This window comes from Providencia sp. PROV141, from assembly GCF_028481645.1.
GTDB classification, from domain to species: Bacteria; Pseudomonadota; Gammaproteobacteria; order Enterobacterales; family Enterobacteriaceae; genus Providencia; species Providencia rettgeri.
Window position 1 is genome coordinate 41,872 of record NZ_JAMPPR010000004.1, and the last position, 14,946, is coordinate 56,817.

13 protein-coding genes are annotated in these 14,946 nt (G+C 41.0%); 5 read left to right on the forward strand and 8 right to left on the reverse strand.

Annotated elements, in window-relative coordinates; translation table 11 throughout:
- Window positions 1-15: 15 nt before the first annotated feature.
- Entirely contained in the window at window positions 16-336 is a 321-nt protein-coding gene (gene clpS, locus PSF09_RS02940) for an ATP-dependent Clp protease adapter ClpS (protein ID WP_004256357.1), read from the reverse strand.
- Window positions 337-726: 390 nt separating this feature from the next.
- Here clpS and cspD point away from each other — a divergent pair, with 390 nt between their 5' ends.
- On the forward strand, window positions 727-972 hold the full coding sequence (gene cspD / locus PSF09_RS02945) for a cold shock domain-containing protein CspD (protein WP_272665343.1): 246 nt from the start codon (window positions 727-729) through the stop codon (window positions 970-972).
- 77 nt (window positions 973-1,049) lie between these two features.
- Here cspD and PSF09_RS02950 read toward each other — a convergent pair whose 3' ends face one another.
- The 7 genes from PSF09_RS02950 to PSF09_RS02980 all read right to left on the reverse strand — a co-directional run bounded on the left by PSF09_RS02950 (window position 1,050) and on the right by PSF09_RS02980 (window position 10,510).
- Window positions 1,050-1,997: a DUF1177 domain-containing protein gene (locus tag PSF09_RS02950; RefSeq protein WP_272665344.1), complete on the reverse strand. Its 948-nt coding sequence runs from the start codon at window positions 1,995-1,997 to the stop codon at window positions 1,050-1,052.
- 237 nt (window positions 1,998-2,234) lie between these two features.
- Entirely contained in the window at window positions 2,235-2,987 is a 753-nt protein-coding gene (locus PSF09_RS02955; protein ID WP_210836806.1) for an IclR family transcriptional regulator, read from the reverse strand.
- Complete coding sequence (locus PSF09_RS02960; RefSeq protein ID WP_272683472.1) at window positions 2,984-3,817, reverse strand: nitrilase-related carbon-nitrogen hydrolase; 834 nt, start codon at window positions 3,815-3,817, stop codon at window positions 2,984-2,986. Before PSF09_RS02960 ends, PSF09_RS02955 begins: the two co-directional genes overlap by 4 nt.
- Before the next feature lie 10 nt (window positions 3,818-3,827).
- Complete coding sequence (locus PSF09_RS02965) at window positions 3,828-5,174, reverse strand: purine-cytosine permease family protein (RefSeq protein WP_004909397.1); 1,347 nt, start codon at window positions 5,172-5,174, stop codon at window positions 3,828-3,830.
- A 408-nt stretch (window positions 5,175-5,582) separates the two neighbouring features.
- On the reverse strand, window positions 5,583-7,526 hold the full coding sequence (macB, locus tag PSF09_RS02970) for a macrolide ABC transporter ATP-binding protein/permease MacB (RefSeq protein ID WP_210836804.1): 1,944 nt from the start codon (window positions 7,524-7,526) through the stop codon (window positions 5,583-5,585).
- Between the two features lie 2 nt (window positions 7,527-7,528).
- Window positions 7,529-8,635 carry a macrolide transporter subunit MacA gene (gene macA, locus PSF09_RS02975; RefSeq protein WP_272665347.1) on the reverse strand — a complete coding sequence of 369 codons (1,107 nt, stop codon included), beginning with the start codon at window positions 8,633-8,635 and terminating at the stop codon, window positions 7,529-7,531.
- 210 nt (window positions 8,636-8,845) lie between these two features.
- Entirely contained in the window at window positions 8,846-10,510 is a 1,665-nt protein-coding gene (locus PSF09_RS02980) for an ATP-dependent nuclease (RefSeq protein ID WP_109911018.1), read from the reverse strand.
- A 402-nt stretch (window positions 10,511-10,912) separates the two neighbouring features.
- Between PSF09_RS02980 and PSF09_RS02985 the strand changes: the two genes are divergently transcribed.
- The 4 genes from PSF09_RS02985 (at window position 10,913) to artJ (ending at window position 14,934) form a co-directional block, all read left to right on the forward strand.
- Window positions 10,913-11,812, forward strand: coding sequence for a lysine exporter LysO family protein (locus PSF09_RS02985; protein ID WP_272683473.1), 900 nt, complete (start codon window positions 10,913-10,915; stop codon window positions 11,810-11,812).
- Between the two features lie 51 nt (window positions 11,813-11,863).
- Complete coding sequence (locus PSF09_RS02990; RefSeq protein ID WP_004909389.1) at window positions 11,864-13,345, forward strand: DUF2867 domain-containing protein; 1,482 nt, start codon at window positions 11,864-11,866, stop codon at window positions 13,343-13,345.
- Between the two features lie 98 nt (window positions 13,346-13,443).
- On the forward strand, window positions 13,444-14,172 hold the full coding sequence (gene artP / locus PSF09_RS02995; RefSeq protein WP_210840301.1) for an arginine ABC transporter ATP-binding protein ArtP: 729 nt from the start codon (window positions 13,444-13,446) through the stop codon (window positions 14,170-14,172).
- Between the two features lie 18 nt (window positions 14,173-14,190).
- Window positions 14,191-14,934: an arginine ABC transporter substrate-binding protein gene (gene artJ / locus PSF09_RS03000; RefSeq protein ID WP_004256405.1), complete on the forward strand. Its 744-nt coding sequence runs from the start codon at window positions 14,191-14,193 to the stop codon at window positions 14,932-14,934.
- The last annotated feature ends 12 nt before the right edge of the window (window positions 14,935-14,946 follow it).

Sequence of the window (14,946 nt, forward strand, 5' to 3'; positions counted from 1 at the left end):
TGATATTAAGCCAAATTAGACTTTCTCTATAGTGCAAAGCAAAGGGTACTCATGTTCACGAGCAAAAGTATTGACTTGTGCCGCTTTTGTTTCAGCAACCTCTGCAGTAAAAATTCCACAAACGCCCTTTCCTTGAATATGGACATCTAACATTATCTGTGTAGCGCGTTCTTCATCAAAAGAAAAGTATTTTTGTAACACTTCGACAACAAAATCCATCGGAGTGTAATCGTCATTATTTAATAGCACCTTATACATCGAAGGTGGCTGTAAGGTTTGTTCTATTTCATCTTTAAAAATGACGTCAGTTTTAAATGTGCCCAGAAAATCACTCATTACTTTCTTGCTCAGTGTTTAACTTCAATTTAAGCATAGTCTTTATTATCAACGATTTCTATCAATCATATTGATAACACCACAAAACTATACCATTTCGTAACCATGCTGTTTTTGTCTATATTGCTTCAAGTGACAGTGTACCATGGGAATCACCTTTGCTTCCATGGTTAGCAATCTGTGAGCCACATCAAATATTATAGAAAATGAGCGCTATTGATTAGTGAATTCTTAACACTTTCCACTAATTCCTGTACCTCGCCTCTTGACCTTAGAAGGCAATTTATTACAGTATATTTTACGAACAAATGACATCGTACTTATACTTATTTTGTATGTTTTTTATACATTGCTTTAAACGCAAATATTGGTAAATCTGAAGGATGAAATATGGAGACGGGTATCGTTAAGTGGTTCAATAACGCAAAAGGCTTTGGTTTTATTTGCCCGGCTGATGGCGGAGAAGATATTTTTGCTCATTATTCCTGTATTCAAATGGACGGTTACAGGACACTAAAAGCTGGCCAGAAAGTTCAATTTAGTGTGACTATTGGCCCAAAAGGTAATCATGCAAACCTCATTGTTCCTATTAACATTGAGGATGGCCCAGACAATATTACCGAATTAAATCAATAGCTCAGCAATAGAGCACAGTTAATTATTTTAGTAACACTGACAACACTAATAATTAACTGTGACTATTTATCAATTAATCACTTCTTTACCGCACCATTGCCTGCGGTTTGCAGGTGCGACATATCACCATATAATGACGTTAATAAATCATACTGTTCAACATCATAAAACGCACATTGCTTTCCTGTGAATGCTTTAGCCACTTCTATCATAAATTTCACTGTCGCTGCAATGTCGACCTCATGGCTAGCCCCTGTAGAGCAACCAGGCACCACCGTTTCTGAGCAAATAGCGACACCAACCACTGGCGCAGATGTAGATACTGCAGGTTGTAATATACTGTTGATATGATGTAGGCCATTACCATATGGCGTGATGTCTTGAATGGACAACGGGAATGTCACCGCTTTTTGGCCACTGCTCCACTCCATCAAACGGATTAAATCCTCTGATACAGGTAAAATATAACCATTTTTTACCGTTGGAGACAACGCATACCCTTTATGATTGAGTAAACGATTTCCCTTTGTGGTATCTACAGACAAAATAGCATCCGCTTCTGGGATCGCTTCATGTTGATTCATCGTATCATCTTCAAGGGGGGAATCCATGAAATCAACAGGTGTATGCGGACGTGTTGGCGCATTGGGGCAAATATGTGTTGTGATCACGACATCGCCGAGTAACCGATCACCCTTTTCATACATTTGTGCCAGTTTAAGTGCTGCTGCAAGTGCGGCAATCGCACCATCTGCATCAGACACGACACCAATGCGAGAAGGCCTAGCACCTATCCCACCTAAACGCCCAATGATCCCCAGCGTTGGCGCGTCTTTATGGTGTGATTTACCTTGTATTCCAGGAATAAGGATACGAACAAAATCGCTTTGCCCTTTATTATCCTTAACCGTTTTAGATATGACTTCAATGTGTGGGAAATCTTGGAACAATGCAACAATGTCTTCACCTTTAACACTAGCGCAATCGATTAGCTCATATACGCAAAGAGTTTGTTTTAGACTCATTGTACTTCCTTTAATTTTTTTTATGGGAGTGAAGAACTACTTTGAGGTTAACTCGCATAAAATAACGAGTTAACCTCATTTCGCTCTAGATGGAGCCTCATATAATTGAGGTTCCATTTTTCCTGATGAAGGCGTATTCACGCACTTAAAATAATAACAATATAAATATTTATAAATTACTGATTACTTCTACTGCCTACTTCTTACTACTGTTTGCTTTTATGACACGAAATAAGTTCATGACTTATTCATGCTTTTTTGCAACCAATACGGGTCACCCACCATACAACCAAGATAAGCGGCTTTATGGCAAAGACTTTTGGATAACAGCGCCATAACCTCATCATTCATTTGCGTTGCAGGCAAACTTAAACACAAGGCATATAACGTATTTTGCGCTGGGTCGAACACCGTGCTAGATATGGAAGCGACTCCAGCAACGGATTCATCCATCGAAAATTCCCAGCCGCGCTCAGCCACTATGTCCAAACGCTCAACTAATTTACCGCGCTCTTCTTTGGGTTCACGGTCAATAATTTTTGACCGCTCATTTAGCGGTAACCTTGCTAATAATGCACGCCCCGTTGACGTTCCCAGTATGGGTAAGCGTGTCCCCGGTTGAGTAATCACTTGCAACATGCTATTGCCAAAGCGTGCATGAACGACGCGAACCATATCATCGTCAAGTGCTGACACATAGCTGGTAAAACCGCTATCTTTCGCAAGTTCATCAAGCGCTTCAAGCATCATATCGATTAACGGATTCATTCCCCTAGCTCGATGCGCTAATTCCATAATCAGCAAACCTGGCCGATATATCGGTGCATTGTTTTTCTTTTCTAACAACCCAAGCTCTGCCATTTGCTTTAAAAGGCGGGAGGCCGAACTTTTAGGCATGCCTAATTCATTAACCAACGTTGTCACAGTCAGCTCATTTCCAGAACGCAGGAACAATTGGTAAACGTCAACAACGCTAGATAAAATACTCATGACCCTAAACCTTGGGTTAATACACCGTAGCTTTGTGGCTTTCTATCTCTTAGATAAGGCACTTTTAAGCGTGTATGGGCTTGGTTTAAAAAATCAACCTCACCAATTAATAGCGCCTCACCTTCACAGCTGGCTTCACAAAGTACTTGGCCGCGAGGACCTAAAACCTTACTACCACCAAATAAATGCAGATCTTCTTCATGACCCCAACGGTTCACTGCAAGTAAATGAGTTCCATTTTCTAATGCACGACAAGCACTGTTAATATCCCAGACATCTCGGTCTTGAACACACCAAGCTGAAGGAGCTAATAACAATTCGGCACCTTGTAATGTTAAAATTCGTGCGACTTCGGGAAAGCCCATGTCATAACAAATCATGATACCGATTTTACCAATCGGTGTTTCAAACACCGGGAAAGTATCACCGCGCCCAAACCACTGTTTTTCAAGCCCAAAGGCATGAACTTTACGAAAAACACCACTGATACCTTCACATCCCGGATTCCAAACACCGACAGAGTTATAGATATCACCTAAATATTCACCACGCTCAACAAAGCCGCTCACAATAGTGATATTTAGACGAGTAGCAAGCTCGCTAAATAGCCTATAGGTTTCACTTCCGATGGAATCGCTTAAATCCCACAACTTAGTGGTCAGTAAGTCACCACGGTAACCTGTTGTCGCCAATTCAGGGAAACAAATCAATTTTGCCCCTGAATCTGCGGCTTGTTGGCATAACTGCGCCATACGTTGCAAGTTATTGGTTTTATTGCCAAGTTCTGAATCAAACTGAGCCAGAGCAACTTTAACTTTTGTACCTGACATTGTTTAATCCTTAATCTAAATGAGAGACTTTGCGAAAGTGTACCGTTTCAACACCTTTCGCTTTCGCCTGCCAGCGCATGCCTATCCAATAGGCTACTGCACCAGTAATCAAAGAGTTAAGCGCAGGGATACCATAGTCAGCGTGCAATGGACCTAATTCCGAGGTTCCCCATCCAACAGCCACAGCAATCACCCACACAACTAATGTAACAGGGTTATATGCTTCACAGCTTGGTGGTAATATGCCTTGCTCTCGAGTGATATCTAATTCTTTACGGTCACGCTTCAATAAATAATAGTCAACAACCATAATCCCTGCGACAGGCGGGATGGCTATTCCTAAGTAAATTAAGAAACCAATAAAGTTATCTAAGATCCCTAACATTGAAGCGATTGTGCCAAAGATACCAATCACCCACGTTAAATAACGGCGGTCAAAACGCTTATTGAAGATAGCATTTAGTAGTGTTGAAAAACCTAAAGATGACGAATACAGATTGATATCATTCATTTTTATTGTCGAGAAGATAACAATCGATGCACCTAATAGGCCAGTCAGCGCCATCATTAAATCAAATACTTGGCTTGTACGTAATGATAATGCCATTAGTACTGCTATCATATTGACCAATAGTTCACCAAAAAATGTGCCGATGAGAGTCATCCAAAACACATCTTTAGGCCCTTTCATAAAGCGACTGATATCGGGTGTTGTTACTGCAGCAATAATAAAACCACCAGCAACCATTGTAATGGCCGCAGGCATAGTCATTAATGGCCCGGCGGGTTCAGTGTCATTGATAAGCGTACCAATATCTTGACCTGATAATAAATTATATGTCGCCCAACCTAACGCGAATAAAAATAGCGGCGTTGAGATATTGGCAGTAATAGATAAAAATCGGTACCCATATACTGTTATAACCGTCACCGCAATACCTGTAATAAGTGACCAAGTCCCTGGTGTTAGCACATTAGTCGCTTTATACATTCCATCCGCAAAGAAACCATTTTGGACGCCAAACCAGCCCATTAAGGAGATAGCAATCGCGCCACCAATGAGAGCTGAGCCTAACTTACCAAAACCCGCCCACCGAGACAGTAGGCTGATTGACATTCCTTCACGGCACGCAGCCGCTCCAAGCCCCCAGCTGACAACCTGTAAAATTACAGAGCCAAGCATTGTTGCCCAAAACGCCTGCCAAAAAGTTAACCCATACCCAAGAGCTGCACCTAACATCACTTGTGAAACACAAGCTAGTGCGCCAATTCGTAGAATTAACACTTCATAGAACGGTCTACGAGCACTTTGGGGTACTCGAGCCAAAGAATAATCTTCACCTGCTTTATTCGCCATATCGCACCTGCTGTGTGGTTGTCTTTGCTTATTTTTTACTGGCTTTATTATAAGTTCCATTATATGGAACTAGGTTTCATTTATTCTACAAGGCAAATGATATCCATGATCGATACCAATTCGCAAGCAGAATTTATCTTTTCAGATAGTTTTTTATTATGAAATATTTTGGGAAACGAGGGAATATATAGATTGAAAAAAATATTATCAGGAAATGAAGAAGTTAAAAATAACACATTTAATTAGCAGAATTTATTTGAGGAACTCAGTTCCAATAAATGAGACTATTCTTGAGCAGATATCTCTTTCAAGTTAGCATTTAATGCCTTCTTTATATCTTCTGCACCAAACCCTGTGATGCAGAAGACACACAGTTATTATTTAGCTTATAAATGATTAAGCTATAAACTATTCCCTCGCTAATGCGTCAATTGGGTTTAAGCGAGCCGCATTTCGAGCCGGTAAAAAGCCAAAAATAATACCAATGGCTGTTGAACAAGCAAAGGCACTGATTAACGCCACAGGATCAAAAGAGAAAGTCCAGCCCGGTAGCGCCATTTGAGCCAATAAACTAATTCCATACGATAGGCCAATTCCCATCAGCCCGCCCATTAAACATACCAGCACGGCTTCGATGAGAAATTGCTGCATCACATCGCTGGTTCTAGCCCCTACCGCCATGCGAATACCAATTTCCCGCGTCCTTTCTGTCACAGAAACCAGCATAATATTCATCACACCAATTCCTCCAACCACTAATGAAATGACGGCCACTAGTGTGAGGAATAACTGCATTGTTTGGGTTGTTTTCTCTGCCGTTTTAATAAAGGTATCTAGGTTATAGGTAAAAATATCTTGCTTACCATGACGCAATGTCAATAAACGGATCAGTTGCTGCTCCGCTGTTTTAGCATCATAGCCCTCTTTAACCCGCACAGTGATACTGTCGTAGTATGGCCGGTTAAGCACTTTACTATTTACCGTGGTGTCTGGTAACCAAATGGATAATGACTTATTCGAACCAAAAGCTGATTTTTTTTCTTCAAGTACACCGATGACCGTTGCTGGCATATTACCAATGAGTAAAGTTTCGCCAATAACATGCTCTTGTTTAGGAAAAAAGCGGCGCTTGGTGTTAGCATCAATGACCACCACTTGGGCTCGTCTGTCCGCCATATCTTGAGTAAACCCCATTCCTTCTGAAAACCTTGAAGCATAAACATTAAAATAATCACGCCCAACACCTGAAAGTTGAGCTGATGCATCTAAATTGCCTTTTCTTAGCCGAGTTGAGCTATTTAATTCCCCAGAGACAGCATGGACATAAGGTTGCTTAGCAATCGCGTCAATATCCGACGACTTTAATGATTGCCTATTTTCCGCATCGTCACTCCCGAAGTCTTTCCCGGGATAGATAGAAATGGTATTGGTTCCGATCGATTTAATATCATTGAGTACCATGCCTTGCGCCGCATCGCCAATCACCATAATTGAAACCACGGAGGCAATACCAATTATAATTCCAAGCATCGTCAGCAGCGTGCGCATTTTATTGACAACCATGGCTCGCCAAGCCATTAACAATGCCTCACTAAATCGGCCATACATTTGATTTAATGTGAGTTTTCTTGCAGGAGCTTTTGGTAATGAATTCGTACGTATCGAGGCTTTACTCCCCGAATCTTTCAAAATTTCGCCATCTTTAATTTCTACGATACGTTCCGCTTGCTGAGCAATTTCGGGATCATGAGTAACAATAATCACTGTATGCCCCTGAGCACAAAGGTCTTTTAAAATACTCATGACCTCTTCCCCTGAATGGCTATCTAGCGCTCCTGTTGGCTCATCCGCGAGAATTATTTGCCCACCATTCATTAGAGCGCGAGCAATACTCACGCGCTGTTGTTGCCCGCCAGACAACTGACTTGGACGATATTCAATTCGCTCCCCAAGCCCTAAACGCTGTAATAGTTGAGCTGCTCGTTCACGACGTTGGTTTTTACCTGCCCCTGCATATACCGCAGGTACCTCAACATTTTGCTCCGCACTTAAATGGCTTAATAAATGGTAACGTTGAAAAATAAAACCGAAATGCTCTCGACGCAATTCTGCTAATTGGTCGTTATCTAATGTTGCAACGCTTTGGCCATCAATACAGTAATTCCCTTCTGTTGGTTTATCTAAGCACCCAATAATATTCATGAGTGTAGATTTACCTGAACCAGAAGCACCTATAATTGCTACCATCTCACCTGCATTAATTTGCAGTGAGACATTTTTTAAGACCGTAACTTGGTTTTCACCTTCCCCGTAGCGGCGAGTGATCCCTTGAAGATCAATTAGCGCAGCCATAGTTAGTATTCCGCCTCACTGTGCCCAATGACGACTTTGTCACCTTCATTTAGGCCTTTGGTAATTTCCACATACACATCGTTTCGGCTACCAATTTCAACTTGTTTTTTCTCGACTTTATTGCCTTGCAGAATATCCACTTCATAGGTTTGTGGTGAAATTTCATTGCCTAATGCAGATAGTGGTAGCAACAGCACATTCTTACGTGAATCTAATTCAATCGTGACCTGAGCGGTCATCTGTAATTTCAGCAAATGTTGCGGGTTAGGCACTTCAAAACGCGCATAATAGAAAATGGCATCATTAATTTTTTCAGGAGTTGGCAAAATATCCTTTAATTGCCCAGCAAACTTTTTATCTGGAGCGCCTAGAACAGTAAAAGAAGCATCTTGACCGGGTTCCAAATAAATTACGTCGGCTTCAGAAACTTCGGCTTTCACTAGCATCGTGTCCAAATCCGCAAGGGTTAAAATTGTTGGTGCTTCTTGGGCAGCAATAACTGTCTGCCCCTGTAGTGTTTTAATAAAGGTCACAATGCCATCCATTGGCGCTGTAATTTGCGTATAGTTTAAATTATTTTTTGCTGTGTCTAATGTGGCCTGATTACGTTTAATTTGTGCTTGATAAGTAGCAACTTGCGCTTTTTTCACCTCAACATCTGTTTTGGCTTTATCGAGATCTTGCTGAGCAACAGCTTGTAACTTCGCCAAACTCAGATGGCGCTGATAAGTCACCTGAGCAAGACGCAGCTCGGCTTGAGCTAATGATAAATTGGCTTCGAGCTCACGTGTTGTTGCCTCAGACTCAATAACATCATTTTGGGCTTTTTTCGGGTCAATAACCGCTAATAAATCGCCTTTTTTAACATAATCTCCCTCTTTGACATACAGAGTTTGCAGCTGCCCACTCACCTGAGCCCCCACATCGACTTTACGTACGGCATCAAGTTTCCCCGTTGCCAGTACTTGTTTATCTAAATTGCCTCGAGTGACATCTACGGTTTGAAAAACCTTGGCTTCCTCACGATTAAAAAGAAACCCAGCGGTGATTAGGGCAACAATAATGATTGCCAAATAAATCGGCCACTTTTTCTTAGGCTTTGCCTTCATGTTTACTTGCTTCCTATGAACAAAAAGAGGGCTTTGCCCTCTAAGATCGCTGACAACGTGTAAAAAGGTGGATCCAATTAGTTGCCAGCTAAAAACTAATGATCAAATTATATATCACTTAAGTTATCAATTGATTCAACATGTGATAAACCTGAGAGAGCCATTTCTTAATAATCAATCAACAACAAGTAATATTTATCGATATCACCATTAATTTGCTTTCCCCCTTGCCAACCATGCCACGCGAGAAAACATACTTTTTAATTGCAGAGGAATACTGTCTGGCCCTAGTTCTGCGGCTCTATTTACAGTAGCTAGCGCTAAATCTGGTTTCGATGTACGAGAAATCGCCTTAATAATGACTCGCCTGGTTGAAACCTTCGCATTATCTGGAATATCAGCAATTTCATGATAAAGGCTTCTAAACCCTTCACGATATAGGAAATGTTCCATATCTGGTGCGGGGAGCATCGTTAGCCTATCCCTATCTGAGGAATTAATTTTGTTGGCATAATGTGTCGCTGTTGCTGCATACTTGCGCCCAGCCTCATCACCATCGGTTAAAACATGCCATTCAATACCCATTTTATTGGCAAACTTCAGCAATGGTTTCAAACCACTTTGTGCAAATGCAATAACTTTTATTCCTTCAGTTTCAAAGTAATAGTTACACTGGCGCGAAAATTCATTCATCAACCAAATTTCAGTTTCCCCTTCAACTAATAACCAGCAGCGAGCAAACAGCGCTGATGGACGATTAAAGCGAATATGGAAAGAAATTTTACGTAATTCTTCAGCACTTAAATCATTTTCACTCAATCGATAAGCTGAAACTTTATTGGTATTGCGTACCAAACGACACAAATCTTCCAGAGGTGCTAATGAAAGTAACTCCCCTGAGTTCGTCGTGGTAATCCGCTGTAGAGAAAATAGGCTAAATAACCCCCATGCGATGGAGAGCATAATCGGGTGTAAGCGTGTTTCTGGATCTTCAACGATAATCAATGGCCGTGCATGTTTATCTAACTGAATATTACCTTTTGATTGTAATAACGAAGAAAACATTCCTAAGATAATTAAACGAATATTGCGTTGGTTTGGTTTAGCGATTAAACGGCTAATATTATCAAGTGCTTTCCACCCACGCTTGCGCGGTTCTATATTGACAATTGAGTTATCCAGTTTTATAAGATGCGCGCTCTGCCCTGAAAAATAATGACTGAGCAGCTGTTGCATTGCATCAATACCATCACCAAGGTCCTCGTCACTTAAACATTCAGGATTATTGACCAATGCATGGGTTAATTCTTTAATGCGAACGTTGAACAAATCACGTAAATCTTTTTGGCCCGTAACGATAGTTTCAGTGTTAAGTGTATGCAAAAAGCGGGCATCTCGCAGGCGAATAACCGGATACAACCTAATAATTTCTTTAATGTATTTACCTACATTATCTAAAGAAAGCTTATTACCGCCTGAGTTCAAAAAGTTTTTATCTACAACTATCGTGTCATCATCTCTCAGCTCTGCGCTAACACGATAGAAAATATGTTTAAGGCCATCTCCGTTATCGACCCAAACAGAGTTAAGATTATGAAAACGATATGATTGATGACGTCCTTTTCGGCGTTCACAAAATTTTAGAACAATCTGTAATGAGCGGTAACGTGATTCATCGTTCCCTGCTGGGTGATGGAAGTCATGAAGGCTGAATTGGTAATCTGTATGCTCAGGGGAAAGAAGAAGGTCAAGTGCGTCCAGTAAACTCGATTTTCCCCAGGAATTCTCACCGACTAAAACCGTACTATTATTCAGTTCTAAAGAAAGCCGGTTAATCCCTCTAAATCCGTATATTTCCACACGTTCCAGGTACATATTACTCTCCTTGGAAGATTTTTAATTCACCCTCAATATTATTAGTTTTCATTACATACCGGGTGATTCCGTCAATTAAACAGACTAAAAGACACTATTTAGAGCTTACCGATTAAGCGCCTTTATTACTATAAATATGTAAGCAAAATAAAAATACTTATAACAAAACAGCGAACTGTGTTGAGCATCTAATTACAGTGTTATAAAATAGTAAAACTTTCATTTTTAGTGTTTTTGACCTATTTTTCTTTCTTTAACCAATAAAAAAATTTTATAACAATAAATTCTTTTAGCACAGGGCGCTAAATCAGGTTTATGCTTCGATAACCTAAATAAAAAAGATAAGCATAACCCTTTGTTTACATTAACCTAGTCGATGGGATAACCTCTAAGGAAACGGCCATGTATTCAGGACTCTTAATTATTCTTCTACCGTTAACACTCGGTTATCTTATTCCTATTAAAAATAAACGTATTCTCCATCGAGTTCATCAATCTCTGAATTCAATGGTATATGTTATTTTATTTTTAATGGGAATTACCCTCGCACTACTTGAAAACTTAAGCGTTCACTTATTTTCTATTTTAATTTATGCAGTTACCTTTTTTGGTTGCATATTTTCATTGAATGTAATCTCACTGTTATTGCTCGACAGATTTGATCCATGGAGAATTCCGCAACATAAACAAGAAAAGCCACCTTCACGAATCAAAATGGTTCTCGAATCCTTACAGCTATGCGGTGTGCTACTACTCGGATTTGCCGTTGGCTTGACGCATTTTGACTTTCTACACTATGCCGACAAAGGCAGCCAAGTGGCGTTAATGCTATTGCTATTACTTGTCGGTATCCAGCTACGCAATAGTGGCATGAGCATCAAGCAAATTTTAATCAATCGCCGTGGTACCACCATCGCGTTTGTCATGGCAATCAGTGCGTTAGCCGGTGGCGCGTTAGCTGCATTTTTACTCGATCTTCCAGTGAAAATGGGGCTAGCGCTCGCTTCTGGCTTTGGCTGGTACTCATTAACAGGCATCGTACTTACCGATGCATATGGCCCAGTCATGGGAAGTGCGGCTTTTTTCAATGACTTAGCAAGGGAACTTGCTGCCATCATGCTCATTCCTATTATTATCAACCGGTACCGCTCAACGGCTCTTGGCATTTGCGGTTCAACATCAATGGATTTTACATTACCTGTTTTACAACGCAGCGGTGGAGTTTCAATTGTCCCTGCCGCCATTGTTCACGGCTTCGTACTTAGTCTAATTACGCCAATTCTTATGGCCTTCTTTACATAGGTAAAATTTCAGTCACAATAGCCGTTAATTTGCGTGAAACAGGAAATTAACATGACAGATAAACAACGTGTTTTAGTGTTGGGCGCTAGTGGCTATATTGGTCAGAATTTGATCCCTAAACTCATTGAGCAAGGATATGACGTAACAGCAGGTGCACGCCGTGTTGATTGGATGCTATCTCAAGGCTGGCAAGACACCCAATGCATTTATGTAGATCTTCACGACCCCGAAACATTAAAAGGTGTCATGGAAGGCATCGACATTGTTTATTTCCTCGTTCATAGCATGGCTGACCAAGCCAATTTAGTCGAACGTGAGCGCGCAGCCGCTCGCAATGTGCAACAAGCCCTTGAAGGCTCAAGCGTTAAACATGTTATCTATCTCAGCGCATTACAACACGGGCATACCTATTCACCACACCTAATAGCACGGCGTTTAACCGGTGATATTTTACGTGAGAGCCAAGTCCCTGTTACTGAAATTCGTTCATCCATTATCGTTGGCTCTGGTTCTGCTGCATTCGAAATCATGCGCGATATGGTCTACAACTTAGCGATTTTAACGCCACCGCGTTGGGTTCGCTCTAAGTCGTCACCTATCGCCCTGTCGAATATTTTGTATTATTTAACGCAACTAGCAAAAATACCAACAACCGAGAACCGAATTTTCGATGCGGGTGGTCCTGAGTTTATTAGCTACCAAGAACTATTTAAACGCTTTATTAAAGTCAGTGGTAAACGGCGTTTACTTATCCCTATTCCGATCCCCATCAGTATGATCTCTGTGCATTTCATCAGTTTGATCACCTCTGTGCCACCATCAATTGCTAAGGAGCTAATCCAAGGCTTGCAGCACGATCTCCCGGCAGATGATAAAGCGTTACGAGAACTGATCCCACAAACCTTAATTTCTTTTGATGACGCGGTTAGAACCACTTTAGCTGAAGAAGCCGATGCCGTTGATAACGCAGATTGGGGTTATGACCCAGAAGTCAGAAAGCGTTGGCGTCCTGGTTATGGCTATTACCCAAAACAAGCGGGAGCAACCCTTGGAACAACGGCCAGTTCAGAATCGCTCTGGTATACAGTGCAACAGATTGGCGGAAAAAACGGCTATTTCTATGCCAATGGTCTGTGGAAAACCCGCGCCATCATGGATGATATGATGTTGAATAAAGTGAAATATGGCCGCCCCGATCGTGAACAGCTCCAACTCGGTGATGAGATTGACGGCTGGCGCGTGATTAATCTTGAGCCTAATAAACAACTTAGCTTGTTATTTGGTATGAAAGCTCCAGGACTTGGCCGCCTAACTTTTACTATTCATGATAGCGGAAACCGCCGTTCAATCGATGTTCGGGCATGGTGGCACCCTGCTGGCTTTTGCGGTCTACTCTATTGGTTTGCCATGATGCCTGCACATTTATTTATTTTTAAAGGCATGGCAAAACGCATCAGTGAGCTAGCTTATGAGCGGGATAAACAACTCGCTAAACAACAGCAAGCAGAGCAACTGACCGTTAAATCAGAATAAATTTAGCGTAAAAACCAAATTTTTATGCAGAAATTATTGCATAAATATGCTCATAGGATTAATATCGCGGGTAGTGAAATAAGATATTATTGGTACACATGAGCATTCAATTAAAAAACATCAACTGTTTCTATGGTTCCCATCAGGCACTCTTTGATATCAATCTAGAGTGTTCTTCTGGTGAGACTATGGTATTACTCGGGCCAAGCGGAGCAGGTAAAAGCTCATTGTTACGTGTCCTCAATTTATTAGAAATGCCACGTTCAGGCCACTTAAATATTGTGGGTCAGCAATTTGACTTTTCTTCAGCTCCAGATGCGAAAGCGATTCGTGAGCTGCGTCAAAATGTGGGAATGGTATTTCAACAATATAACCTATGGCCTCATTTGAGCGTTATGGACAACTTAATTGAAGCACCGTGCCGCGTGTTAAAATTGTCCAAGCAAGAAGCGCAAGCAAAAGCCTCTAAGCTATTAGAGCGCTTACGGTTGTCTCAATTTGCTGATCGCTACCCCTTACATTTATCGGGTGGGCAGCAACAGCGTGTTGCGATTGCTAGAGCATTGATGATGGAACCAAAAGTTTTATTATTTGATGAACCAACTGCTGCACTTGACCCAGAAATCACCGCACAAGTTGTTGATATTATTCGAGAACTATCTGCAACTGGAATTACGCAAGTCATCGTTACTCACGAAGTGGAAATTGCTCGTAAAACCGCTAGCCGTGTAGTGTATATGGAAAATGGCCATATAGTAGAACAAGGGGATGCAAGCCATTTCACTGCACCTCAAACAGAAGCATTTGCAAATTATCTGTCACATTAATAGATATAGGATTAAGCAATGAAAAAAATTATATTAGCTGCACTACTGGGCGCTGTAACCCTATCTGCAACTGCTGCGGAAAAAGAAACCATCCGTTTTGCAACAGAAGCGACTTACGCACCTTTTGAAATGTTCGATAAGAATAACCAAATCGTTGGCTTTGACGTTGATTTAGCCAATGCCATGTGTGAAAAAATGAATGCAACTTGTACATTTACTCACCAATCTTTCGACAGCTTAATCCCTAGCTTAAAATTCCGCCGCTTTGAAGCATTAATGGCAGGTATCGATATTACCCCTGAGCGCCAACAGCAAGTGGATTTCACTGAAACTTACTACCCTAACTCAGCAGAGTTTATTGCTGTGAAAGAAAAAATCAGCTCAGTAGACCAATTAAAAGATAAAAAAATTGGTGTTCAAAACGGAACCACTCACCAAAAATATATCATGGAACAACATAAAGGTATGACAACCGTTCCTTATGATAACTACCAATCTGCTATTTTAGACCTGCAAAATGGCCGTATCGATGCCGTCTTCGGTGATACCGCAGTTGCTGACGAATGGTTAAAAGCTAAAGGTAACGAAAACTTAGCCGCTGTAGGTGAAAAAGTGACTGATCCACAATATTTTGGTATTGGGCTTGGTATTGCGGTGCGTAAAGGAAATAAAGAGCTGTTGGATAAAATGAATAAAGCCTTAGCTGAAGTTAAAGCAGACGGCACTTATGATGCTATCCACAAAAAATGGTTTCAACAGTAATTGATATAATTA